Genomic DNA, 24,738 nt, shown 5'->3' with positions numbered 1-24,738 from the left:
CCTATTAATTAAAGATTTTGTGTGTAAACCACGGTAACGGGTATCGTTGCCGTTATGAAATTGCCCGTACTTGCCGGCTCAAAGACGCAATCCCCCGATGCTTTGAATGAAACGACTAAACCATTTAAATTTTTAAGTCGATCGGTAAATAAGACTGATCGAGCATCAAAAAGCAGTTGTTCGAGTTCATCAAAGGCGCCCTGCTTCATCGGGACGGATAACACAATGTATAGCTGACGTGAGGCTTTATAGGTTTGTTGATTACGTATATCCAAGCTTTCAATATCGGACTGTATAACCGCTAATCGCGCCTTAATATCAGTAAACATGGCGTAATAACCACTGCGCACTTCAATATTTTCAATGGTATCGAGACGCTGTTTAATTTCATCTCGCACCTGCAATATGGTTAGGGGTTCATTCATTATATTGACTCCAATTCGTTGAGTAATTCAGAAACCACAATCTCCTGAGTTTGCGCTGAAATATCGTTACGAACATAGTTAAATGTTTGCGACACGCTTGGCCCATACAACACTTTATAATCTTTCTTTCCACGACCAGTACGTACAGCGATTGCCATGCCATTTGCACCATTACCATTGTTAAGTGGAATATAAAAACCGGGCATAAACTTAGCAGCCCCTTTTGCTTTGACCTTAACCGTCACTCCTTTGGATTTATAGCCCGATGCAATACCGCGTAAAGGGTCACCCTTTGACCGTTCAGGGTGTTTGGCTTTAGTCACCATTTGCTGACCATCAAACTGATCAAGTAATACACCTCGCGACGCTGCGCCCAATTGCCCTTCGGGTTTTTGAGTTGTCGCTTGTTGATACACTTTGAGTTTGGAACGTATGTAGGGAGCTTTCAGGTTAACTTGTGATTTAATACCATTAACCGCCAGAGTTAAGGCTTTACGCGTTGCACGATTAATTGCGCCTACTTGGGCCTTATCTACTTCAGTATTAAGTTGTTTAATACGTGTTTGAACACGCTTTATATCATCTTCAAACATATCAAACCTCGATACCACTGTAGGTAATGAGACTGCCTTCGACGCGTATTTTTTTAGTGAGGCGGTAAACCGTATTCCCATACGTCACTTCATCATTACGCGCAATATTGGGATGGCTTAAACGCGATAAGGTGATTTCAGTCAGCGTATCGGTGCCATATTCACCAGGATGCTCGACGTCCAATTCGATAATGGCAAAGGTCTCAACGCTTGGCTTATCATATTCATGATAAGTCACAGTATCCCCCACACGCTTTAATGCCTTTTGCTCTTTAAGGGCAAACCGTTCGCTAAAGCCCATATCGATTAACCAATATTAACCATAACCGAATCATCGCCACTTGCCGCGCCGGCATAGGCATAACCGGCTAAGGTATTATCCGTTGCGGTTGTCGTAATGTTCCCGTCGCCAGTCAAGTAAACGCTCGCACCCTGCTCAATGGCACCAGCCGCTTTTGGTAACTGCCAAACGCCACACGTATTGGTGGTAATAGCATCGCCAATTTCACCATCAATAGCCGCAATCACGACTTTTTTACCAACAATAATCGGATCGCCTGATTGGGTTTTAGCGATTAAGACAACATCCATGGTGTTACCCGGTGCTACATAATTTTTAGCCATAATTAATTCTCTCTTTCTTGAAATTTAGGGAATAAAAAGCCCCTGAAAATCAGAGGCTAGTTGAGGGGGGGGAAAGTTAAACGCCCGTTGAACGGACAAAACCACGATGATCTAATGGCGCAACACCGGCATCAATACGTACTTTTGTTGATACCCCATCCACATTGAAGCCTTCTTGTTGTTCAATATACGGCGTATCGATACCATCAAGGTAAGCTACTTCAATGGTGTCTTGCCCTTGCGCAGCAGCCATGTAGAACTTGGTCGCGCTATCATCATCTAAACGCGGCTCACCAATAAACTGCGCAAAGTTTTGTAATGGGTTGATCACCCCACTGTTCACATCAGCCCCTTTCATGGACGCGCTGCGAATGGTTTGATTTGCCTGTGCTTCTAAAACCGTTGGACCTAAGATAAACGCAGGACGGATATTTAAATTACGCTGTCCCGATTTTTGTTTACGCATTTTTTGACGCAATGCATCAAGACTGGTGATGTCATTAATAGCACCGGCACCATCATTGCCGTGAGTAGCATGGAACAAGGCAACACCATCGCTCATTTTTGGGTTACTGGTTAAAATGGCATAAACCAAATCACCAATGGTCGCTTTTGCTGCGCGCCCCATCATGGTTGGAATGCGGGTTAATCCTGATAAATCATCATTGATAATGGCTTGACGGGTGATTGAAAAAATCTCACCGTAGGTCGCCAATGCAATTTTTTCAGCGCGATCAGAGGCGGTAATGTATTTGTATTCAGCACCTTCTTTCACTTTTCGTAATGAACCCAGTTCATCTAAGCCCACGCGATTTGATGTTTTAAAATCGCTCAAGGTGCCTTTGTTGGTCCACTTTTCAAAGGTTTCTTCAGATTCTTCCCAGCCTTTAAGCAATGATTTATGGGCAACATCAATTAAGATTTGGCCAAAGTCAGAGCTAGTGTGGGTAAATGCCATGCCAATCATGGCCAGTGGAGACTGTGTTGCACAGGCAATACCACGATCAGCTAATGAGGCACGCGCTAATTCACGCAGATTATAGTTATTGTAAATATTATCTGCTTGGCGTGCTTGGTGACCGGCTCGCGCCATAATGGCTGCAGACACACTATCGCCAACAATATTCCCGTTCCCTGCATGAATGTGCGATTGGTCCTGTGGCACTGCCGGTGTGGTATCTTTACCTAAGAACGCCAATACTTTATCTTTCGCGGCATCGATGCTGCAGGACATATCTAATAAGCATTCATTTTCTAATGCCTTATGTTTACCCCCGAAATTAGCAAAAATATTACTAATACCGGTGCGACGTGCTGTTTCATCTGCTTGCACTTTAGCAAGTATGTCAGCTTCACTTTTAGGTGCTGGCGTATCATGTGAAGCAGCTGGATTAACGGATGCTTTAGGTTTGAGCATGGCTTTTAGTTTTTCTGGCATGTTGTAATTCTCCATTCGTTTTGAATTTGCATAATGCGTGGTTTGGGATTGAGGACTTAATTCATCCGCAAAGCCTGCTTCAACCGCTTCGGCGCCATTGAACCAAGTTTCTTCTTTTAATAAATCGGCGATTGCGTCGGCACTTAATCCGGTTTTTTTCATGTAGGTTTCGGATAACGTCACCTCTACTTTATCGAGTAAATCGGCATAGGCGCGTAGGTCATCGGCATCACCGACTTGTCCACCCCAGGGCTTGTGGATCATCATAAAAGCCGTCGCTGGCATAATTATTTTGTCAGCAGCCATGGCAATAACACTGCCCATTGAAGCTGCTAATCCATCAACATAAACAGTGACATAGGCATCAATACCTTTTAGTAAGTTGTAAATGGTAATCCCTTCAAATACGTCGCCGCCTGGACTGTCGATGCGCAGTTCAATATTTTTAATATCACCTAAGGCTGCCAGCTCTTGGGCAAAGCTTTTTGCGGTGACGCCCCAGCCACCAATTTCGTCATACAGCTTAATCACTGCGCTGTTATTACTTTGTGCCTTAATTGAAAACCAAGAATTAGCAGGAACATCACTCGCGTTGGCTTTCGGCATAAATAGACCGGATTTATTCTTTTTCAAGGTTTTCTTCCTTCTTGGTTGTCGTATTAATTGGGGTAGGATTTTCAGCTTGTTCAGCATCCACTTGACGTTTAACTTCACGCGGTGATTTACCGCGACTGCGGATCCATTCAGCATCACTTGCGACACGGTTTTCTTTTAAGGTCGCCCATGCTTCTGCTTCTTTTTTGGGATCTATCCAAGGCATCGAAGGCGCTAAATAAAGTGCATCAAATAATGTGTCATGGTCTAAATCTGCAGGCAGTGTTAAATCATTGAGTAATTCCATCTCTAACCAGTTGCGATAAACAGGGCGAGACCATTGCGCAACAAACTCATCTTGAATGACTTCATAGCCTATTGTGGATTCAACTAATTCCTGACGCTGTGACGAATAAGATCCGCCATAATCACGCGCAACTGAGCTATAACTGCCCCGCACACCAGAAACAACCGCCTTTAATTGCCCACTTCGCCAAGGCACGACCTGAGCGCTAGGACGATTAGATTCGACCATCCCCACTTCTTCGCCCGGTTTTAATTCATCAAATGTTGAACCCGGTGCCAAATCAAAATGACGGGGCTCTTCGGCTGCATTCTCAACTTCATATAAATCAGGAGAGCCCTTTTTAATGTACATACCCAACGCGGCCGCGATTCGTGCGGCTACACGTTCGGATTCTTCGTACTCTTTAAGGTCACTTAATCGCGTAATAATGCCGTGAAATAAAGTAACTCCTCGTATCTGGTGAATGCGTTTTATCAAGGCTAAATGCAGCATTTTATCGGCAGGTACTATTTTGCTTTTGGTGCTAAAGGCTTCAGCGGGGTGATCATACAAAATATGGTATCCGGTCGCGCGGCCCCACGCGTTTAATTGGATCCCTTGGTTAATTCGTTTACTAAGATCACTCACAATGGGAACAAAGTCGGCTTCTAATAATTCAATCGCATATTGGGTACTGGTTAAGTATTGGTAACCGGCGACTTTACCTTTAAGTTGTTGAGCGAACATTTCACCGTCTCGCAACCAGGAGCGTAAAACCAATCGTTCCATTTGCGAACGCGTGAAGCGCCCTGTCACTTCCGGTTTTAAACTCCAGTTTTTAAACTTTTCACTGATTTGCTCAGCCAGTTTAATATCAATTTCACCGGTTAATTTACGCGGTTGTGGCTCAATCATAATGCCACTTGGTCCAATTACACGCTCTTCAAACTTATCCAAAATTCCAATCGATATATCATGATTTTCATCAAGCCAACGCGCCTGTTCACGGAGCGATTTACCCGCCGCAAAAACAGCTTGATTAGCACTGCGACTTTCTTTTTTAGCTTTATGCACACGGCTCGGTGTAGCAGCTTCATAAGCGCGAACTTTATGTCTATTTTCTGAACGTGACGACGCCCACCCAGGCGCGATGGCCAAGATGCTTTTTTCAAATAAATTCATAGAAGTCCTAAATAAAACGAACCGTTTTAGGTGATGTACTGCGGCGGTTAAATCGTAATAGTCGTCGTTCCCATTCCTGTCGCCCTTCGCGAATTGCATCAAGGCTTTCAGACTGAAACATACGATTGCCGATCATGACATTCTTACCATCAAGAACGTCAATTTCTGCTTGCTCATATTTGGTGATCATTTCAATACATTTTGCTTTCGTTATCATAACCAGCTACTTCCTTTATTGGTGTTCGATAAAAACCCACTACTGGCTTTTTTCTTCTTCGGTTTAGGAATAGGCTCCGTTTTAACGGCGACATGATTGGCTGCTTCATTGGTTAATAAATTTGGGTTTGTTGCCCAGTCTTTTGCCCAAGCAGGTGGATTGTCCCACTTTATTTTGTCGTAGCCTTTGAGTAATAAAATCGCGTTCGCATAACAAAACAAATCAATCGCTTCATTACGTGCCCGCGCGGATATTTTTGTCCATTTACCATTGCTGCGTACTTCAGCGGTTAACTCTTCATAAAACCATTCCCCTATCCAATCAGGAAAATGAATATAATTCGGCCCAGCTTGGTCACGCTCTAATGCGGCGCTTAATCTGTCTTTTAATTCATTGGTTTGCAGTAAGTACAGCGGCACATCACCAAAGGCTTTGGCTTTACGTGCTGAATTATTGGTATTATCCGGAAACGTTTGTCTAATAATTTTACTGTTTACCGCACTCGCCCCTTTCACTAAAAAGAAACGACGATGTAACCCTGTCATTTTTAATCGGCGATAATATTTATAAGCATTATCAGAAACGCCGTCTTCGCCGCCATGGTCACAGGCTGTAAATTGAATGGGCATTCGACGACCAGAATCATCATCTAATTGATATGTTTTATGGATAACGTCCGAGGTGAGCAGATCCCAATCTTCTGCATAACCTGCAGGATTGATTCGTTCAACCACACCATCGTCGTCACTTCTTGTTGAATATTTAATGTTATAGCGATCAATCAGCCAACGTTCACCACTGACTCCATAACCAATAACTTGAACAACAAAACGAGAGCGTCTCCCCCCTTGTACATCGATGGTCGCAACCAGAAAATGAACGCCACGTGGAACAAGCCGCTTTTTACCTGATTCAGCACGCGCCATCAATTCTTCAACGGTACAATTATCAACACCATTACGGGGAATATAGGGTTTACCGAGGTCTGTATTGGTCACCGCTTTGAGTTTTGTTTGTGAGCCGGTCAGCTCATACTCTTCTTCGGCGCTTAAATACTTATAAACTATTTGTTTCCATGTTTGGAAAGCCGCTGCGGGTCCTTCCATCCAAAAAGAGGCAATGCGACTTTTACGCGCCTCTCCACTCACCACCCCGTGTTTATCAATGACTTCTCCCTCTTTTAACCAAACTCCCTGTTTATTAAGCCCGCGCTTTTGATGACTATCAATTCGACCACCGCAATGGGGGCAAACCATATAAACACCATCGGATGCGGTTTTAGCATCGGGGGCTTTGTCATAACCCGCAAAGGTTTCATAAACAGGCTGAAAATATTCTCGGCAGTCTTGGTGTGGGCACTGCCAATATAATTTACGGCGATCACCTTGGTTATAAAGAGAAATAATGCCCTCACAAGGTGGTGCCTCATGCGGTGTCTTTGCTCGCCAACGGGGATCTTCAACATCAAAGCCCGGAGAGCTTTCTGCCATTGTCATACCAGAGCTCATAAACGTCGTCGTTCGTTTACTAGCTAATGAAAAACCATCCCCTTCACCATCAATATCGGTATCCCAACGGTCATAATCGGTTAATGCAACATAACGATAATCGGATGAACTCAATACATTGATTGAGGGCCACCCAATTTTCAAATAGGTACCGTCACGGAATATTTTATCGTGTACGTTATTATCATTACGAAATGGACTTAACCGTTTATTAAGTTCAGGACTCACACGCAAACAGCGATCAACCCGCTTTTTACTAAATTCTCTCGCTTTCTCTTCGGTTAATTGAACAATCAACATATCCGAGGGATCGCAAATTAATACATGGGTTAACCACCCCTCTATCAACCCGTTCGTTTTTCCCGTTCTGGCTGGACCGACAAAAATAACTGCATCATATTCACGCGACGCTAAGCAATTCATCGGTTCAATCACATAAGGCGCTAGACTTGCATCCCAAGGAATTGAATTTGCACCACCTTTAGGAACGCGCATAAACTTTTCTGCCGCTTCGGCAACGGGCATACGTAATGGTGCGGCAATACTTTGTGCGATATCTAAACGGATACTAACAGGATCGGCATAATTCATAATTGGCTCACCTTTTCAGCAATGGAATTACGCAGGTCATCGACCTTTTCCTGAATCATCACAACAACATCCGGTGATAAACCACAATCGCGCTCTAAAATATCCGGTAAAATTTCTAACTCAGCCAACATGGGTTTAGCTAAATTAGCCATCTCGTTTCTCACCTCTTCGGCAAGACATAATTGCCCGGTTTCAAGTTCAAATTTGAGGCGTTCTGTCTCTGACCGATACCATGACAATCGGTCGCCAGGTTTTAATAAATTAGGATCGACTAAAGATCCACTTGATCCAGCTGTTCCCGCACTTTCAAAAACCGCTGGTCCCGCCTCAGAAAGTAAATATAAATCGGCATTTCCCTCACGCCCTGAAGGAATGACATTTGCCTGCTTAAGCCTTTTGCGAACTGTGTTTCGCCCAAACCCAAGCATCTCTCCAATCTGAGAAATATTGTATTGATGCAATGGTTTGTTCATGCCAATCTCGATGTGAATTTAATGGGTGTTTTGTGACCTGCTGCTGCTGCCCTTAGAAGCCAAAAATCAGCCGAACACCGGGAGTTCAGCGCCCCCGTGTGTGTCAGAGCGCCAGGAGTACCTTTGCAACCTATTGATTGATAATGACTTATATGGATTTCTCATTGAATGTAAGGCTTAGCTATTTTGTTTATCAATATCAATTTCACTTTGCAACTTTGCATATTTCACCTGAAGCTTGTAAGTCTTATGCTTATAAACCCAAGTGATAATAAAGGTCATCAAACCAAGCAACATGCCAAGTAATAGTGCGATATGATTGAGTGAAACAAGCGATAATCCAGAGAGGAAGGCAGAGAACGAATAGCTAATTCGCGTCAGTAAATCGTTCATGAGTAAACTCCCGTAGTAATTGCTTGTCGTTATTACATTGATCAATAGAAGACTGTAATAATAAGATGTAATGAGTCAGTGCCTGATTGGTTCCCCCGTTCCATATTGGAGCAGGCACATCTTGAATCAATGCAGTAGGTGGTAACGCGGTAATATACTCAGTCTTTATCACTATCTCGGGTTGAGTTGAGCAACCGAGTAATAGCATCAGGAACAGGCTGATTAGCCCAGGCTTTAACTTGTTCATCTTCTTCACCAAGCTGAATGAGCTCTCGTTGTTTATGCTGTAAGTGATCACGTAATGTTTGGTTCGTCTTATATTGCTTGGCCAGCAACCTATCTCGCTCAGTCATTGATTCTTTCAACTGTTTAATCGTGGCTGAATTACCCTTTGCAACTATCTGATATTGTGCAATGTCATCTAATAAAGTTGCATTCTTAACAGTGAGATGATCAACGCTCAACCAAAGGTAAGCACAAAACAAACTTATTATGCAGATGATGATTAATAACACTCGAGTCATTTAAGCCTCCGGTAATATTCATTGATACGTCTAACATAAGTGCGTGTTTCATCAGCATGACGCCCTGTTACTTGTGGTAAACATGGCATGATGTCATTAAATAACAGCGCATTATTACAACGTATTTGCGCCTTATGGATATTGCCAGCACCCGCGTTATAACTAGCAAACATCAAATTATATCTATCTAAGACAGGACGTGGACTCGACCAAAAGCGATACATCTGACTGTCATACCAAGCGGCAGCGAGAATGTTGTGCTGAGCACTAAAAACGGAAGCACTAAATCTAAGAGAGGATTGTGCCTCCTTCCACGTAAACGGCATAAACTGACATAAGCCAGCGGCGCCAATAGGTGAAACCGCTCGAGGTTCAAAGCGGCTCTCTTGGAAACATTGTGCTTTTAGTAATCGGTAATCATGTCCAGGCATGTACCGGCTAAAAGCAGTCTTAAATTGCATTTCGTATTTAAGCGAATGCAAAGATGAAGCAAACAACAAGGGCGTAAGCAACCAACCGACAAGCAAGATAAACACTTTGATCATTTTCATTCGCCAAACTCCACCACGTTTTAAAGTTAATACTTGATATCAAATCCATAATGCGCAAAACAGACCAGAGACAAAGACAGGCAATCACAGCAACAACAGATTTATAACTCATCGATTGAATTATCCCCGGTGGGAACGTCAACCCAACGACCACTAAACAAACTACAATGAAAGGAATTAAGATGGCAATCTTGTCACCACTCGTTAAGCTTTTAATTTTATTGACCATACGAACCTCAAAAAATAGATATAAAAAAGCCCCGCCCACCTGGAGAATGAACGAGGCAAAAAAGGAATTGTATTTAATTCAACTAGAAAACAAGATGAGACATTTTATTATCCCAATCGCTGCGCATCGGTAATTTATTACTGAGGTATGCACGATATAACCACTTAGCACCAACCAAGGTTAATACCGCTTTAGCTCGCATCTTCCCATTAAACTTATTTTGTTCTTCTTTGAAATAACGATCACGTGCATAAGCAACCGGCACAATGCCCGTATTAGTACGGCGTAAATATCCCATATCAATAAGTGTGTTATTAACTTGTTGAACATTGACACCGTTTAATTGTTTGCAGAACTTGGGAACAGTCACGCCAGGACAAAATTGTGCAGTGATTGTATTGCATACACCTTGAAGTCGCGTGATTTCAAATTCTGCACGCTCTTTTGCTTCTTCCGCTTGGATAACCATAAAAGCTAATTCTTTAGGGCTTAATGGTTTTTTCGATGCTTGCCACGCATCATAAACATAAGCCTGTAACTCATAGGAATAAGACATGGCCATTAAACAAGCTTCACGTTCAGGCAGGTTGTAAATAGTACGAGTGCCTTTTGCATATTTTATAAGCTCGGAAAAATTTCCGAGCATAGATTCACCTAGCACTTTCCTCATTTTCTTAACGAAATCAGAATGCGCATCTTTTTTATCACCAACACATAGTTGGGCTAAATCCAACGATGACATCGTTTGGGTATCAGGATTGATTTGAATAAGTTCCATACTTTTCTCCAGGCATAAAAAAACCCCATATAGCCGAAGCCATAAGGGGTTAATTGTATTTTTCAGATTAATTTAGCGCAGATACAAAAACGCCCCGAACAATGTCGAGGCGTAAAAATCTCACTTTATGGGATTTAGACTACTTCAGTGGGTCCACATGATCAAGTAGATATTTAAATTTTTTACAATATAGCTTCTATCCAATCATGACTCACTTAGCCAAACTATACGTTTACAAGGCTAATTAGGGATAAAACATGTTCTACTATGATAAATATTTGAAAACGCTGTAACCCTTGCCATTATTGGGCGCATCAAGAATCGTCAAAAAATCCCATCTCGGTAATGTCACAGTTTAACTAAACTATTATACTAACATCCAAAAAACATAACCCAACAAGAAAGAAAAAATGAATCTTTAACATAATAGTCATTTTGTGCATGTTATTTTAGGTTCCTTACATTACTTGCGCTAACAACGTATTGTAAGTTTCTAAGTCACAAAGGGGCACATCGCGAGTTAGGGAAATCATTAATTCCCCTGAGTGTAGTAGCTGAAATTCAATTTGAGTTTACAGGTTTTAGTAAAAATATGACTGTCTCAAAAGCCACCAAAGCGGTCATTGGAAGTTCTGTCATTAATGTCATCTGTTCCGACAAAGCAGACATTAACCTTTTATATAACTTAGATGAAATAGAGTCTTACTTCTAGTCCGCCTTACCTGAGTCTATACTTAGGGCGAGGAGGTTTCTTATTAACAGAACCGCCTATCACGCTCAGTTGGGATCATTTCATCTGGAATAAGCTAATTGAATTTGGAGAAACTCTGAATAAAACAATCAAGGTTATGGTTCGATTTCCATAAATTAATAAAAACATCTTCAGAAATAGGTTTAGATAAAAGGAACCCCTGAGCCTGTTGACATCCTAATTTACGAATGCATTCTAACTGCAACTCTGTTTCAACACCTTCTGCAATTACATTCAAATCATAAAGTTTGCCAATTTCTACAATAATATCTACAAGAGTTTTATCCTGGCTATGATCTGCACTAATTGCATCAATAAACATCCGATCAATTTTAAGTGAATCCACAGGGTAATCAATAAGCTGGCTGAATGCGGTAAAGCCAGTACCAAAATCATCAAGAGAAAGCTTCACACCTAAACGATGAAGTGCAGATAGCATCTCAACATTTCGGATTTCTCCAGGTACAAAACAGGTTTCGGTAATTTCCAATTCAATATGCTGAGGAGGTATCTGGTGCTTCTTAATCAGAGACGCTACTTTATTAACAAAATGAGGATTTTTTAATTGCCATGAAGAAAAGTTAATCGCCAATATACCATCAAAATCAAAATCTTTAATCCATTGTGCTAGGTGCTGTAGAGAAGCATCAATAACCCAATAATCAATTTCTTTGATAAGACCGGTTGATTCTGCGACAGGAATAAATTCATCGGGCCCACAAGAAAGTAAATGGGTTGATGTAGATCTTAGTAGCGCTTCGGCCCCTTTTAAAGAGCCATCTTGACAATCAAAAATAGGCATGAAGACGAGGTAAAACTCTTCGAGTTGCAAAGCTTCCTTTAAACTCGCTGAGATCATATCGTAATATTTCATTTCGCTTTCTAACTCTAACGAATAAAATTTATAACTATTTTTGGGATCTCGTTTGGCATAATACATAGCGGTATCTGCATTTTTTACAATATCAAATATATTTTCAGCATCATCAGGACAAACAGAAATTCCGATGCTTATTCCCAAATCCAAGTGTTGTCCATTATATTTAAATCCGTCTTCAAATAGTGACATGATTTTTTTAGCAAAAACATTTAGCACTTCCAACCTTTTAATATCGGAAATAATAATAGTGAATTCATCTCCGGAAATTCGAGCAAATTCAAATTCCGCCACGCCCAATTTATCCCAATCGAAATCTACAACACTTTCTACTAGTTGCTGAGAAAATTCCCGCAGTAACTCATCACCGAATTGATGCCCGTATTTATCATTAACCTTTTTAAAATTATCTAAATCAAAAAAAATAACGGCACATTTTTCTCCATGTTGGATACTTTTATCAACAATACGCTTTAGATTAAGATTAAACTTTTTTCGGTTTGGTAAGCCAGTCAAAGTATCGCGTTTTGTCGAATCATTAATATCCATTATCAGATCATGGTATTTATTGGTCAATAAAGATATTTCATCATTGCCTTGCAACTGTTGTATATGAATTTCATTTCCAAAGGATGCCTTTTGCACCTGTTTTGTTAATTTTATAACGGGTGCAATTATCTGTATTTTTATCAAGAACTTAATAATGAGAAATGTTGCGCAAGTAACAAGTAGCACAATAAAAATAAAAAGTATTTGGTATGGTCGATATAAATTTACGAGGTAGGAGTCAGAAATAGTGATAGTAATATCCCAAAGTTGATCAATTAACTGAAAGCCAAAACCCGATACAGATTGGGGTAACGGCTTTAGTTCATAATCACCATTAATATGAGACTTACTTCCTCGGGATAACACAGTAAGTTGTACATGGTTACCCCATTTATTTTTCAGTAAGTCTAAAAAGCTCTTTTCATGTCGTAAGGTAACTGAAATGATTGCCGTATAAATTGAATGTCCCTTAGAAAATGACAAACTTGAAATGGGCTGTTCAGGTGAAAAAGTACGAATCAAGGTTATTTCATTTTCCCCCTCTTCCGTTGTATGATATTGAATACGGGACGGCTCTATATATGAAATACCCTGTTCTTTTATATTTTTATCAATATACGCTAAATGAACATTTAAAAGATCAGTGAAATGAAAACTTGCAAAAGGATCCGTATAATCAATAAATATGATTTCATTTTTTTCAGCGTCCAATAAGCCAAAGCTTTTAATCTCATTATTACGTAAATCTAATTGATTAATATATTCAAGAAATTCATTTTGTAATAAATCCTTATCTCCCCCAGACTCCCTTTCACTTAACAAACGTTGAATTTTTTGACTACCTAATGCCATTTGATTTAAAAAGTCGACCTCACGGACTGAGTCTTCTAAGCTTCCTGCAATACGTTGAAGTTCATACTTAATTTCATCAGACAACGATGAAAATAGGAGGTTTGTTTGAGTATTATAGGAAAATATGCCCGCTATAGAGAAAACAACAATCATTACGGGCAATAAAATAAAATTAATTTTAACTGATAGTTTCATAGGCAATGCGATACTCAGTTCTTATTTAGAAAGTACACTTATTATTTTAGATCTGGTATTTAATGTAGCTTTATCAAGTCGCTCATAATGAAAACTACGATCGACAGACAAGTTTGTAGGAAATAACTCCTGATCATTTCTATAATCGTCACTTGCTAACTTCAGTGCTGCTTTATTTGGTGTTGCAAACCAAAATTCTTGGGCGTTTTTAATCGCATTATTAGGTGTGTTTATAAACTTAACAAAATCTATTGTCGCCTGATTCATCGGCTTATCACGATGAGATGACAAACATTCATGCCATAGTAGGGTTCCTTCATTTGGAATTGTATATACCCAATCATCTTGTTCAGTTACCTTCTCTATATTCTCTTTTTCTCCGGAATAAAATACCATCACTTCCGCTTTCGACTCTTTGCCTTTATCCATTGCGTAGCCAAAGCCATTTCTAAAAGCAAGTAAATTCGTAATAACGCTATTAAGTAACTGATAAGCTTCTTTTAACTCGGATTCATTTGTACTCATTGGTTTATATCCCAGAGCCATAAGCGCAATAGCTGTTGTATCAATATTCTCATTCGGAATAATGACACTACCTGGTACCTGCTTGGCATACTCGAATACATCCATCCATGATGTCAAAGGTTTACTCACTTTTGAGCTACGGTAACCGATTCCCATTGAACCAAATGCCTGTGGAATACCATACTTTCCACAGGCGGTATTGGCGTCGGCCCTAAAATTAGATGAGTCACCTAGCAAAGAGTTTGCTAACTCACTAACAATGCCTTTTGCAATTAAGACTTCGAGTGTCAGGTTATCAACAACAAACAGATCATATACGTTTGCTTTATTTGTATATACAACCTGATCACGAAGCATTTCACTGTCAAAATAAATCTGTTTTATCGTATGACCGCTTTGCTTTTCAAAGTCACTAATCACCTTGGGTGAAAAATTATCTTCCCATGTAAATATTTTAATTTCATCTGCCAATGAAAATGAACAAAGCAGGTAGGTAAGTAAAATAGTAATAACATGTAGGAAACGCATATAAAATTAGCCTTTTATCTATTTAATCGTGTATTTTTCATGAATAACTTTAGGCTATATTTAATTATTTAGCGATCATGTCCGTATAAACATTCGTTCTGTAACGTATAGCCACTAATGAATAACCGGTGTTTTTGATTATAAATAAACTATTCCTATTTGTTTACTTTTCCAATATTAACCTTCTAAATCACTTCAATAGCTGAGATATATGCAATATCTAATCGTTTAGTTGTGGCTAAGGGCAGAAAAGCAATTTATATAATGTCCGCTCAAGGCTCTCAGCGGCCTTAAGTTATTACAACACCACCGTCTGCTTTGAGCTTGAAGCCGCCTGTCAGATTAATATTAATTTAGATTATTATTTCTATTTTTCTAGCTCGCTTTGGGAGCGCAAACGCCTTAGGCGTATATCTGCATTTACCATAACCCCCGTTACATGTAATTGAAGGTGCTAATATGAAGGCGTTCTAAATGGTCGTCTTCCCCTTTACACAATAAAGAAATATAGCTTTTTCCACTCGTTATTAGGAAAGGGCTAACAAACACCATCAATACAATATTCCTCCATTTTACCGCTAAACATGTTCCCCTATGATAAATATTTAAAAACGCTGTAATCCTTACTATTATTGAACGCATCAATAATCGTCAAAAAATTCCATCTCGGTAATGTCTCAGTTTAACTAGACTCTTATAAATAAAAAATTATTTATCTTCTGCGCGTTTCCAGGAATTAGTCAACAAAGATTTAATCAGGCTAACGAAGCTGTAGAATTTATCTATTTTCAAGAACAGACAACCATTTTAAAAATTTAATAATCAAATAAAACAACAAGTTAAAAATCATGATTTTTTATGAATTTATGAAAAGCTAGTTATTCTACAACCTCACACCTTAATAACTGGCGTGTAGTTTGGTGTTATTTTTGCGCTTTTTCTTTTGCAAAAACGATGACAACCGTAATACGTCCAATTGATAAACTTGTTAGCATTTCATACTCATGACTTACTTTTCAAAATTGCTTTTAGTAAATCCTGCACTGGCAGTGTAGGGCTAGACTCTCCGGCCAAAAGCCCTGTTTCTGAACGACTAAATAATGCCTGTAAAATTAATTCTCTGGATGAATGATCAATTTGTCCATCGTTATTTAAAGATAAATATAAGTATGTTAATTGCTCTCTTTCCTCCGAATCTCTCATAAGATGGAGAGAGCTAAATGTAAGCTTAGAAATAGTTTTAACTAGGAATGCATAAACAGCTAATATTGAACCAAAAATTACAGCTCCTTGCAGCGAATGCAGTTTTATTGCTATTTCTTGACCTTTTAACCATAAATTGAAAAAATCATAAAAATAAACTAGTCCAAGGCAGATTGCTGCAATTAGTGCAATTGCCCACAAACCTCCTTGCACCCCATATTTTCTGGCTGATTTCTTCCAGTATTCAGCTGGCTTTTCTAACCTTAATTTTTCTTGATAGATATTTTCCAAATCTGCAATACGAGTTCGGCAATCTTCCATATAAACGATAAACTCATCTTCTTGATTTTTTTGTAACTCTGCAAGTTTAGTTGTATGTGTTTCTTGCTGAGTATCATATTCTAAAGATGTTTTTTTTACCCACTCTTGCCAAGAAGATTTAGTCGTTTCATCCCAAGAGGAAAAGTCATCTTTAAATTTTTCTACCTCACCAGTTAATTTTTGCGTAGTTTCATCTAGTTGATTTCGTAGCTCACCCAATGATGCTTTTTCGCTGTTTCTTCTCTTCGTTAGATCTGAATCTTGCAATTCAAACTCATACGCGAGGAGATTACCAATAAAGCTGTCTTTTTGATTAGGGTTATTAATCTGATTCTTTACAATAAATGTAATGAAAGAAGTTGCTCCTTGAAGTCCATATGATTTATTACACTCTAAAAAAGCAGGTGTAAATGGATGACCACTCCATAACCAATCTTGACGAATCGGATTAAAAACGCCTTGCTGATTATTCTTAATTTGTTGATTTAAATGCTCATCATCCCAAGTATCTAATTTGGTATCCCAACCATCAATTAATTTAATTAAAGCATTAAATTTATTATAACTACTAATATATGGATGGTTTTTATTCTGAGTGTTCTTATACTCTTCAAAAGCATTAGCCCAATATTTACTTTGCGCTTTTGCAAAATTGTATAGGGTATCTAAATCGTCAAAGTTGACTTTTTTACTTGTCACATCAATCAATGTAACTGATATTACTCTTTTCAAAACTACTCCAATTTAGATTTAATAACCTTTCTAAGGTAATGCTAACGCCACAATAAATGGCGCATAAGTTGACGCTGTTTTCGCGCGCTTTTTGTTTTCAGCAGAAACTGAGACAGCCGTAATACGTCCGATTTTTATTGTCTTGTTATGTGCCCTTATCAGAGTAGTGGTCTTCGACAATTTCTCGGGCCGCAATAATTGCATCTGCATTGTCGTCAAAAATCCTGTTATAGAAAAAGAAAAATGCTACACCATACTCTGCTAACTCAATAAATATAAACTCATTCGACGCATGAAAAAAATGAAAGTCTTGATTCTTTGTGTAAATAACACAGAGAGAATTTAACTTCTTCGATTTTGATTTGATACTCAAAGCCTTTAAAGAGGCTCTTAGATTTGAAAAAACTTTAGCAGGACTAGTATCAGGTGAACCTTGGAACATCGATATCGGCATTTTACCTATAAAAGGAATATAATCAGCTCCTTTAACTTTATTTAAATTTCTTCGTAAATCCAATACTTGAAACTTATACTCTAGTGTTTGAAGCCATAAAATGATTAGCTCCAAAGTCTCATTAGAGAACCCTTGAATACTAGCGTCAGTCTTTTCAAATTCATGCTTCAAGTGCCTTTCCAAAGCCCCTAAAATATTGGAGTTACAATCTTTACATGCAGGTAATGTAGTCTTATTATACGTTTGTGAAACTCCATTCGTGGTCGTTACAAATGTTCGCTTTGTACAGCGGTTATACACCCATTGAGGTATGACATGTTCCTTAGTAAGGAACGATGTTTCACCACAAAAAATGCAGCTTTGCGTAGAATGATCACCGATTATTGTATCGATGACTTTCTTTTGGTTCACTCGAATTTTCTTTCTAAACTGAACAAGCTTTAAATTAATACTCACGAGAAAATTTAACTCCTAACCAGTGTAGGCACATAACGAGGCTGTAGAATTTCTCTATTTTCAAGAAAAGACAGCCATTTATAAAATATTATATTCTGATAAAACAACAACTTGAAAATCATAAATTATTATACCTTTATAAAAAACGAGTTATTCTAAAACCTCTACTCCCACATTAAGCGGACAAAAATAATTGGCTAAACTTGTTGAGGAACGAAACATAGCCAACTGTTTTTATTCCGTTTAAATTGACTTATTAGGTTACGTTTAAGACAACTCGTTTTGCATTGATTGATTATCTGGGTGTTTAAAGTGAGATATGTGCTCTTGCGCAATTTTATCTTTCCCATCCAGTAGGTGATCTCTTACTGCAACTAAAACTTCAGGGGCTGTTTTCCCCTCACCGTGACTTACCATAGACTGCACATCTTTGACTAACTCAGATGGTAAATATAAAGAAAGCTCCCATAAAAGCTGATTTAATCTTTTTGTATTGCTCCCTTCTAGATGAGTCCACTCAGCTAAAAATTCAGCAATTACAGCTGCTTTATCTTTTCGCAATTGTTCTATTTTATAATTCTCTAACTTCTTATCATATTCATATCTTATTGAATAAGTAATTCTAGCCTTTAACCATAAAGCTACGATTGTTTGAACAATTGTAAAAGAAATAATGATAATTTGAAGATCACTGAACTCCATGTGTAACTCCTAAATAATAACCTAATAGCTTATTAAACCTAAAAACCACATATTTACTACAGAAATACTGAATATATAAATTTGTTAACATTGATATAAAAATACATTTTCAATAGTATATTTAACCATGTAAAAACAAAAAAAATGCTTATCCATCAAATCAATATCCCACAAAATTTACCCTTAAATATTTTCCTCTATGATAAATATTTAAAAACACTATGGCCTACGTATCTAAAGGACTCTCTGCGCATTAATAAAAAATCCCATCTCGCAAATGTCACAGTTTGATTCTTTATTAAGAATATTTTTATAGAATAATCAAAAGGATAATGTAAATTTTAAGTTTTATATTAATTTAACTAAAAAGACTCATTACCAATCAAGATCAATATTAATAAACTTATTTTAAATATAATTCAGAGCATAAAACTGTATAAAAGAGATCAAGTCATGCCAGAAACAACATATAAAATCGAGTACCTGACTAAAACTCAAAATGATAGTGAAATAACCTTTCTATCGAGATTTCTTCCACAAATATTAGATACTATATTTATTGACGGTTTTCGGTATAAAATTGTTTGTATTGAATACAACAATGATCATAAAACAAAACCCGTTATATATGTTAATACGCTCACTTAATATTGCTGTGTCTAAAATGCTTTTAAAAAGATTCAGCATACTTATTTACTGTTCTCCTAGGGTCTTCATATACAACTCTATATCAGTAATGTCACAGTTTGATAATTTAATCATAAGCTTTTTTATTTTTCAGTCAAAATATTAATATAAATTTAATTAATTGAAATAATTTAGACTATAACTAAAGAAAGAGTTGATTTAAATCAATGAGGTTACTAATGAATAGACATGGCCAGTTTTTATTTTCTTGGGAAGAAAATATCTTAATTATTCATGCTAAAGGTCCCTTTAATGAAGAAGGTGTACTTGCAGAAACGAATAAAGTTAAGAAATTTATTTTAAGCAAGAATGTAACTAAATGGGCCAAGTTAGGGATATGGGATGATGAATCCATCGGTTCACCTGAAGCCATCGCAATCGTAGAAAATTACCACCAATGGTGTATAGAAAATGGGTGTGTGAAAACAGCTTATGTTGTTTGCAATAGTATTCAACAAAGTATTTCAGAAAAAGTGTATAGCAGTGCGGCTCAAATATTTAAGTCTGAAGATGATGCAAAGAAATGGCTTCTTTCCAACTTATAAGAAACCTATTCCAATAATCGAATTAAATGGATAATTGAGAGTGCTTTAAATGTTTATTTATTTCTTTACGCACCACCAGAAAAGCATCTTCCGCATCGCAACCATTCTTAATCGCATTAATTTGTGCAGTCGTATTTTTATCAATCCCTAGAATATGGTTCGTTAACCAGTGAACTAAAAAATCATATAAATTTTGTAATGTAGCAGGCTCATCGATAGAAACATTCTCATGCATCTGTTTTACTTTTGATAGGAATTCTTTGTGAATATTTATATGTAACTCTAAAAAGTATGGAGCAATACCTTGTAATTCCATTACAGTCTCTTCTTCTTTAAAATGATAAGAAGTATATTCATATAATTCATCAAAGACGATTTTTATAACCGCTTCTGAATGTTCACCACTTTTAACGAAATCACCAAAAGCATTAATTAAATTAATTAAGTGATAATGTTGATCGTCTATGTCCACGTAGCCTGTTACAAATGATTCATCCCAGATAAATGCCATAATCTCATTCCATTTACATTGTAAGTTAGGTTGATAAAATACTCATTTTTTCCTTATTTTATATTATGACTGTACTAATAAATAATGAGCTAGATCTAAAAAGAACTCATTAGTAAATGATAATCACTCTTTTATACTACTATACCCATAAACAACACCGCATCTACCCAAGCAGTACCGGCTTTAACCAATACATCGGCACGTTTACGATTAATCTTTTGCTCCGATTGTGCCGATAAAACCCGTGCCACGTGGGATGCATTACCATCACTGAAATAAAAAACTACCAGGGCTTTTGCCATTTCTCGATCGCGTATTTTCAACTTAGCAATAATCGAATCAATTAACATGGCTTCATCATCAGTAATTAATAAATTTGGTTTAGCCTCTTGCTCGGGGAGTTCCTTAAACATAGGGCTTTCACCAAAACCGTTCGGAGTACAACGCCCCTGCTTGGCCCATTTAGCCCACTGTGACAATAACCACCCCGTATTATTTGAAATTATTTGCCCCATGCTTTTCGACTCCTATTACTTTGCTCCTTTAAACGCGCTGCTCTCCTTAACATAAAAATTAAACGAAGATGTGTTTTCACCATCGAAACATACTCGTCCGGTACCAATTCAAGTGCGGCTTGCCGTTCCTCTAACGTTGGTAAATTAGCAATCAAACTTGCATGCTCTCTCGGTCTTATCGCATACATTACACCCACCCCACTACTGGCTCATGCTGTGGTATTAATCTCTGTTCAGTTAACCAATGGTGATATTTAACCAGGGCACGACGCATCAAGTTATCCGCATGAGTGTGGATATAGGTTTTATCCATTTTATTTAACACATGGTTAAGCAGCATCTCCCCAACTAAATAATCAATATCCAAATCCATCCAAGTCGTTCGGGCAAACTTTCTTAAATCATGCGCACACCATTTACGTTCGCTGACGTGCTGAATAATGTCGTTTGCAGTTGTTTCAGAAATACCAGCTTGGGCACCCAGTTTAAAAATAAAGCCTTGGGCATCATTGTTTTTAAATTCAGTTAATACGTTCAGGGCCACATCAGAAAGTGGCAAGGTATGTGCCGTTTTAGTTTTTGTGTTTTCAGCAGGAATAAACCAAACTTTTTTAACAAAATCGATATGCTTCCATTGGGCTAAACGTGTTTCGCCAATTCTTGAACCATGCAATAAAATCATTAATACAAATGTGCGTTCCATTTCGTCAGCACGCCGTAATTGCTCACTTAGCAATGTCACGGCATTCGCTTTTAAAGCACAATCTTTCGGTTGAATTTGTGCATCCGTAAAATCAGAAAATTTAATCTCAGAAATGGGATTAAACGCAATTAAACTCAGCATTCTTGCTTGTTTGCAGGCTTTTTTTAATACCGATAAAATCAAACGCACCGTTGACAGTTCATACTTTTCTTGCAATGGCCAAACTAATCGTTCATCAAGCAAGGCATGGTCTAAATCTTCAATCATCACCTCCCCCAAGCGAGGCTGAAGATGAACTTTGATCACCGACTTAATCGAACGTTTGCGCTTCAATGATAAAAACCGATTTGATAGCACTCTGTTTTCATACCAAACCAATAAATCAGACACTGACTCCCATTCAGGCAACACAATATTTGATCTATTTGTTAATTGATGTTCCGCCAATACTTCTGGAAAAAACTTCAGCACACTGCCCGCTTTAACAGCAGGATAATTACCTAATTTTTTCCACGATGATTTTCCCTGTTGATGCAACACTAAAAACCATGAACCACGTTCGCCCGATTTAAAACGAAACCGTAATTCAGGATGACGCGTATCACGCAAAGTCCCAACACTTGGATCCTTCGCATAACGTTTAATCAACGCATCCGAAATTTTAACGGCAATCGTTTTGCTCATACCAACCCCACCATTTTTTTCATATTGGTCAGCATGGTTTGCTCAAATTCAGGGGAAGCAGCTCGAAATGTAGGCTCTGCCGTAATACCTTTGGGTATCGATACATCTAACTGTTCACCTCGACGAACACGCTCAACCATGATCGCGTAATTGCGATAAAACAAAGCACGCGCCTCTTTTTCCGTATTATTTTTTAATGCGTAGCAAGTAGATTGTTTAACGGTTTCAAATACCACCGGATGAGACCACTTTGCGGTAATAAATACCCCTAAGTTACCAATCGCTTCACGGAATGCATCTTCACGACTAGGCAAGCCCATATCGCTAGCGGTAATGCGACACCAGTCCGCAAACTTACCGGCACTGGGCATAAAATCCCCCGAAGCACGCGCTCTTTTCATGCCAATTCTGATTTGCTCATGGGTGGTGATCTTCCCTTCTAGCAAGGTTTTAACCCATACTTTTTTACCAATACGAAGTGACTCATCATCCGGAAACGTTAATTTGAACGTCGGAAAAATAGCCTTGAGTGATTTAAAAATATCGTTGATATCATACGCAGCTTGCTCACTTAGGCTTACCACAGGCGCACAATGTGAAGGTGGAAACGTATGCGATTGCGCAATTTGATTCATAGATTTCATAATACCCCCTCGTTTAAATCCTCAGCCCAGGTCATATCGTCCATATCCAACGCATTGCTTGCTGCTTGTTGAATAACGGGGATCGAGGTTAACCATTTTCGTTCACGGATAAATTTAATTATTCCATTCACAAATTGCCCGTTAGCATTGGTTCCCCATTGTGGATCCGATTGCGCAGCGCGAGTTAGCCAATCTAAAATATTTAACGCATCGTGCTCCGTTAATTTTTCTTGTTTCCAAGTCTTCCAAAGCAATTGGTCAGTGCCCCCTCGACGGTGGGCAGGATACAGATTAAAAATCTCACGAATAAACTTCGGTTTTTTAGTGTGCTTTTTGGGAGGTAAATCAGTGGAATTAGACAATATATTATTAATGACTAGTTCATTGACAGGTTCATTGACTAGTTCTGGGTGACTCTCTGACCGATTATTTTGACTCTCTGTCCGTTCATTTTGACACTCTGACACTAGGGGTTGACTTTCTGGCACTAGGGTTGGACTTTCTGACACTAGGGGGGAATTATCTTTTTTCTTGTTATTTTCAGCCTCCAAACGACGCATTGTAAGTGTTGAAATATCGCCATTTCCCAAGGTTAATTTAAAGTAATTTGAGCGATTACCGTGCTCACCATCTTTACGCCAAAAACGCTGTACGTAACCGGTTAAAACAAGATCATCAATATGTCTCATTGCAGTTCTACGGCTTACATTGCAATGTTTAGCTAAATGCTCATAACTCGGCCAACAAAGACCTTTGTCATTCGCATTATCAGCTAACTTGATTAACACCATCTTACGGGGACAGCTTTCTAAATCCATGCCTAATACTTGCGCTACTAACGTTAAACTCATACGTTCGCCTCCAGAAGAGAGATATCACCCTTGCTCAGCGTTAATTGATACACGTTGGTATAATTACCGCCTGGTTTAAATTTGGTTATAAAGCCAGCTTTTTCCAACTGCTTAACATTGCGCATTGCTGTACGTTTATTGATACAGCAAGCCACGGCAAGTTCATCATAACTGACGGAGCAAACATCGTTGCGATCAGCTTTAAACGCAAGTGCAAGTAACACCAGCTTGCGCGTACAGCTACCCAACTCCATTGCATACACTTTAGTAATCATTCAACCACCCCCACACTTTTACCAAACATATCGACTTTTAACTTTTCTAACCGCATCACCAGCTCATCGACTTGTTGAGCATTTGTTAGAAAGCAAGCAGCACGACCGTCACGCCCATTAATAGAAACTCGCAGCCCAGTGCCATGACGTTTAGCCGCAGACACCCGTAGACTTGCTGTGTAAGGTTCATGTTCAATGAATTGCAAACAACTGATTGCAATTCCAGAAAATGGTTGGTAATCTCCCTCCACTACCTCTAATGCTTTGGTTGGTGTTGTGGATAGTGTTGAGCCCTGTTTGCGCAGGGCTTTTTCATTTACGCTTCTCATAAACGTTTTCCTTTTTGTTGTTGTACTGATTTAAGCAAGACATCTAATGCATCCTTCGCTTCTTGAATTTCCTTTTCGACTGCACAATATTCACGTTCACTAAAGAAATTATCTTCAAACGCTAATTGAATACTTTGCGACACATCGCCATGCTCTTTGCTACAATTTAATAACGCATTAAAAACCGACGTGCTTTGAACTTCTGCCCCCACCAGTTGCAAATCGAACTCGGCAGCTAATACACGTAAAGATTGAATATCCTGTGTGATCAGCATCATTGACCGCCACTCCTGAACTGACAACTTTGCTATTTCATTGGTTGGACTTACCTTGTTACGTAAGCTTTGTTCATTCATACCCATTGTTTTTGCCAATTGCGGTAAATTGACGTGTGCCATTTGGTGAATGGCTAAATCCAGACTATCCATTGTTTACTCCTTAAA

At 38.6% G+C, this 24,738-nt stretch carries 29 protein-coding genes; 1 reads left to right on the top strand and 28 read right to left on the bottom strand.

Features of this window, described 5'->3' with window-relative positions:
- Positions 1-8 precede the first annotated feature (8 nt).
- From ACR30L_RS07920 to ACR30L_RS07830, 19 genes are all read right to left on the bottom strand, one after another.
- The gene (locus ACR30L_RS07920) at positions 9-425 is read right to left on the bottom strand and encodes a hypothetical protein (RefSeq protein WP_435237479.1); all 417 of its coding nucleotides are present in this window, start codon (positions 423-425) and stop codon (positions 9-11) included.
- A complete protein-coding gene (locus ACR30L_RS07915; protein WP_435237478.1) occupies positions 425-1,018 on the bottom strand; it encodes a phage tail protein in 594 nt (197 codons plus the stop codon). The genes ACR30L_RS07920 and ACR30L_RS07915 overlap by 1 nt, the downstream gene beginning before the upstream one ends.
- 1 nt (position 1,019) lies before the next feature.
- The gene (locus ACR30L_RS07910) at positions 1,020-1,319 is read right to left on the bottom strand and encodes a hypothetical protein (protein WP_435237477.1); all 300 of its coding nucleotides are present in this window, start codon (positions 1,317-1,319) and stop codon (positions 1,020-1,022) included.
- A gap of 5 nt (positions 1,320-1,324) precedes the next feature.
- The gene (locus tag ACR30L_RS07905) at positions 1,325-1,642 is read right to left on the bottom strand and encodes a DUF2190 family protein (RefSeq protein WP_435237476.1); all 318 of its coding nucleotides are present in this window, start codon (positions 1,640-1,642) and stop codon (positions 1,325-1,327) included.
- A 76-nt stretch (positions 1,643-1,718) separates the two neighbouring features.
- Positions 1,719-3,713 (bottom strand): ClpP-like prohead protease/major capsid protein fusion protein, encoded by a 1,995-nt coding sequence (locus ACR30L_RS07900; RefSeq protein ID WP_435237475.1) that lies wholly within the window; start codon positions 3,711-3,713, stop codon positions 1,719-1,721.
- Positions 3,700-5,142 carry a phage portal protein gene (locus ACR30L_RS07895; protein WP_435237474.1) on the bottom strand — a complete coding sequence of 481 codons (1,443 nt, stop codon included), beginning with the start codon at positions 5,140-5,142 and terminating at the stop codon, positions 3,700-3,702. The genes ACR30L_RS07900 and ACR30L_RS07895 overlap by 14 nt, the downstream gene beginning before the upstream one ends.
- A gap of 7 nt (positions 5,143-5,149) precedes the next feature.
- A complete protein-coding gene (locus ACR30L_RS07890) occupies positions 5,150-5,359 on the bottom strand; it encodes a hypothetical protein (protein ID WP_435234486.1) in 210 nt (69 codons plus the stop codon).
- A complete protein-coding gene (locus ACR30L_RS07885; RefSeq protein WP_435237473.1) occupies positions 5,356-7,458 on the bottom strand; it encodes a phage terminase large subunit family protein in 2,103 nt (700 codons plus the stop codon). Before ACR30L_RS07885 ends, ACR30L_RS07890 begins: the two co-directional genes overlap by 4 nt.
- On the bottom strand, positions 7,455-7,931 hold the full coding sequence (locus ACR30L_RS07880; RefSeq protein ID WP_435237472.1) for a DUF1441 family protein: 477 nt from the start codon (positions 7,929-7,931) through the stop codon (positions 7,455-7,457). Before ACR30L_RS07880 ends, ACR30L_RS07885 begins: the two co-directional genes overlap by 4 nt.
- Before the next feature lie 177 nt (positions 7,932-8,108).
- A complete protein-coding gene (locus ACR30L_RS07875; protein WP_435234489.1) occupies positions 8,109-8,324 on the bottom strand; it encodes an HP1 family phage holin in 216 nt (71 codons plus the stop codon).
- Positions 8,299-8,532 carry an Rz1-like lysis system protein LysC gene (lysC, locus tag ACR30L_RS07870; protein WP_435237471.1) on the bottom strand — a complete coding sequence of 78 codons (234 nt, stop codon included), beginning with the start codon at positions 8,530-8,532 and terminating at the stop codon, positions 8,299-8,301. Before lysC ends, ACR30L_RS07875 begins: the two co-directional genes overlap by 26 nt.
- Entirely contained in the window at positions 8,483-8,848 is a 366-nt protein-coding gene (locus ACR30L_RS07865; protein ID WP_435237470.1) for a hypothetical protein, read from the bottom strand. Before ACR30L_RS07865 ends, lysC begins: the two co-directional genes overlap by 50 nt.
- On the bottom strand, positions 8,845-9,399 hold the full coding sequence (locus tag ACR30L_RS07860; RefSeq protein ID WP_435234491.1) for a transglycosylase SLT domain-containing protein: 555 nt from the start codon (positions 9,397-9,399) through the stop codon (positions 8,845-8,847). Before ACR30L_RS07860 ends, ACR30L_RS07865 begins: the two co-directional genes overlap by 4 nt.
- Positions 9,400-9,710: 311 nt before the next feature.
- Positions 9,711-10,406, bottom strand: a complete 696-nt coding sequence (locus ACR30L_RS07855) for a hypothetical protein (RefSeq protein WP_435234493.1) — start codon at positions 10,404-10,406, stop codon at positions 9,711-9,713.
- Between the two features lie 806 nt (positions 10,407-11,212).
- On the bottom strand, positions 11,213-13,630 hold the full coding sequence (locus ACR30L_RS07850) for a putative bifunctional diguanylate cyclase/phosphodiesterase (RefSeq protein WP_435237469.1): 2,418 nt from the start codon (positions 13,628-13,630) through the stop codon (positions 11,213-11,215).
- 21 nt (positions 13,631-13,651) lie between these two features.
- Positions 13,652-14,683 carry an ABC transporter substrate-binding protein gene (locus ACR30L_RS07845; protein ID WP_435237468.1) on the bottom strand — a complete coding sequence of 344 codons (1,032 nt, stop codon included), beginning with the start codon at positions 14,681-14,683 and terminating at the stop codon, positions 13,652-13,654.
- Between the two features lie 1,002 nt (positions 14,684-15,685).
- Positions 15,686-16,939: a DUF6161 domain-containing protein gene (locus tag ACR30L_RS07840; protein WP_435237467.1), complete on the bottom strand. Its 1,254-nt coding sequence runs from the start codon at positions 16,937-16,939 to the stop codon at positions 15,686-15,688.
- Positions 16,940-17,084: 145 nt separating this feature from the next.
- The gene (locus ACR30L_RS07835) at positions 17,085-17,849 is read right to left on the bottom strand and encodes a hypothetical protein (RefSeq protein ID WP_435237466.1); all 765 of its coding nucleotides are present in this window, start codon (positions 17,847-17,849) and stop codon (positions 17,085-17,087) included.
- 267 nt (positions 17,850-18,116) lie between these two features.
- On the bottom strand, positions 18,117-18,551 hold the full coding sequence (locus tag ACR30L_RS07830) for a hypothetical protein (RefSeq protein WP_435237465.1): 435 nt from the start codon (positions 18,549-18,551) through the stop codon (positions 18,117-18,119).
- Positions 18,552-19,417: 866 nt separating this feature from the next.
- Between ACR30L_RS07830 and ACR30L_RS07825 the strand changes: the two genes are divergently transcribed.
- Positions 19,418-19,783, top strand: a complete 366-nt coding sequence (locus ACR30L_RS07825) for a hypothetical protein (protein WP_435237464.1) — start codon at positions 19,418-19,420, stop codon at positions 19,781-19,783.
- Between the two features lie 22 nt (positions 19,784-19,805).
- Here the strand turns inward: ACR30L_RS07825 and ACR30L_RS07820 are convergent, their stop codons facing one another.
- The 9 genes from ACR30L_RS07820 to ACR30L_RS07780 form a co-directional block, all read right to left on the bottom strand.
- Positions 19,806-20,294: a bacteriohemerythrin gene (locus ACR30L_RS07820; protein WP_435237463.1), complete on the bottom strand. Its 489-nt coding sequence runs from the start codon at positions 20,292-20,294 to the stop codon at positions 19,806-19,808.
- Positions 20,295-20,425: 131 nt separating this feature from the next.
- On the bottom strand, positions 20,426-20,809 hold the full coding sequence (locus ACR30L_RS07815) for an antiterminator Q family protein (RefSeq protein WP_435237462.1): 384 nt from the start codon (positions 20,807-20,809) through the stop codon (positions 20,426-20,428).
- Positions 20,797-20,997 carry a hypothetical protein gene (locus tag ACR30L_RS07810; protein ID WP_435234505.1) on the bottom strand — a complete coding sequence of 67 codons (201 nt, stop codon included), beginning with the start codon at positions 20,995-20,997 and terminating at the stop codon, positions 20,797-20,799. Before ACR30L_RS07810 ends, ACR30L_RS07815 begins: the two co-directional genes overlap by 13 nt.
- On the bottom strand, positions 20,997-22,196 hold the full coding sequence (locus ACR30L_RS07805; RefSeq protein ID WP_435237461.1) for a tyrosine-type recombinase/integrase: 1,200 nt from the start codon (positions 22,194-22,196) through the stop codon (positions 20,997-20,999). The genes ACR30L_RS07810 and ACR30L_RS07805 overlap by 1 nt, the downstream gene beginning before the upstream one ends.
- Positions 22,193-22,840: a replication protein P gene (locus tag ACR30L_RS07800; protein WP_435237460.1), complete on the bottom strand. Its 648-nt coding sequence runs from the start codon at positions 22,838-22,840 to the stop codon at positions 22,193-22,195. Before ACR30L_RS07800 ends, ACR30L_RS07805 begins: the two co-directional genes overlap by 4 nt.
- Positions 22,837-23,691 (bottom strand): helix-turn-helix domain-containing protein, encoded by an 855-nt coding sequence (locus ACR30L_RS07795; RefSeq protein ID WP_435237459.1) that lies wholly within the window; start codon positions 23,689-23,691, stop codon positions 22,837-22,839. The genes ACR30L_RS07800 and ACR30L_RS07795 overlap by 4 nt, the downstream gene beginning before the upstream one ends.
- The gene (locus ACR30L_RS07790; protein ID WP_435234509.1) at positions 23,688-23,966 is read right to left on the bottom strand and encodes a helix-turn-helix domain-containing protein; all 279 of its coding nucleotides are present in this window, start codon (positions 23,964-23,966) and stop codon (positions 23,688-23,690) included. The genes ACR30L_RS07795 and ACR30L_RS07790 overlap by 4 nt, the downstream gene beginning before the upstream one ends.
- Positions 23,963-24,295, bottom strand: coding sequence for a hypothetical protein (locus ACR30L_RS07785; RefSeq protein WP_435237458.1), 333 nt, complete (start codon positions 24,293-24,295; stop codon positions 23,963-23,965). The genes ACR30L_RS07790 and ACR30L_RS07785 overlap by 4 nt, the downstream gene beginning before the upstream one ends.
- On the bottom strand, positions 24,292-24,723 hold the full coding sequence (locus ACR30L_RS07780; RefSeq protein WP_435234511.1) for a phage regulatory CII family protein: 432 nt from the start codon (positions 24,721-24,723) through the stop codon (positions 24,292-24,294). The genes ACR30L_RS07785 and ACR30L_RS07780 overlap by 4 nt, the downstream gene beginning before the upstream one ends.
- Positions 24,724-24,738 lie beyond the last annotated feature (15 nt).

This window comes from Psychromonas saccharinae (assembly GCF_051201515.1).
GTDB lineage: Bacteria > Pseudomonadota > Gammaproteobacteria > Enterobacterales > Psychromonadaceae > Psychromonas.
The sequence above is the reverse complement of the archived record's forward strand: the minus strand, read 5'-3'. Positions and strand labels throughout refer to the sequence as shown.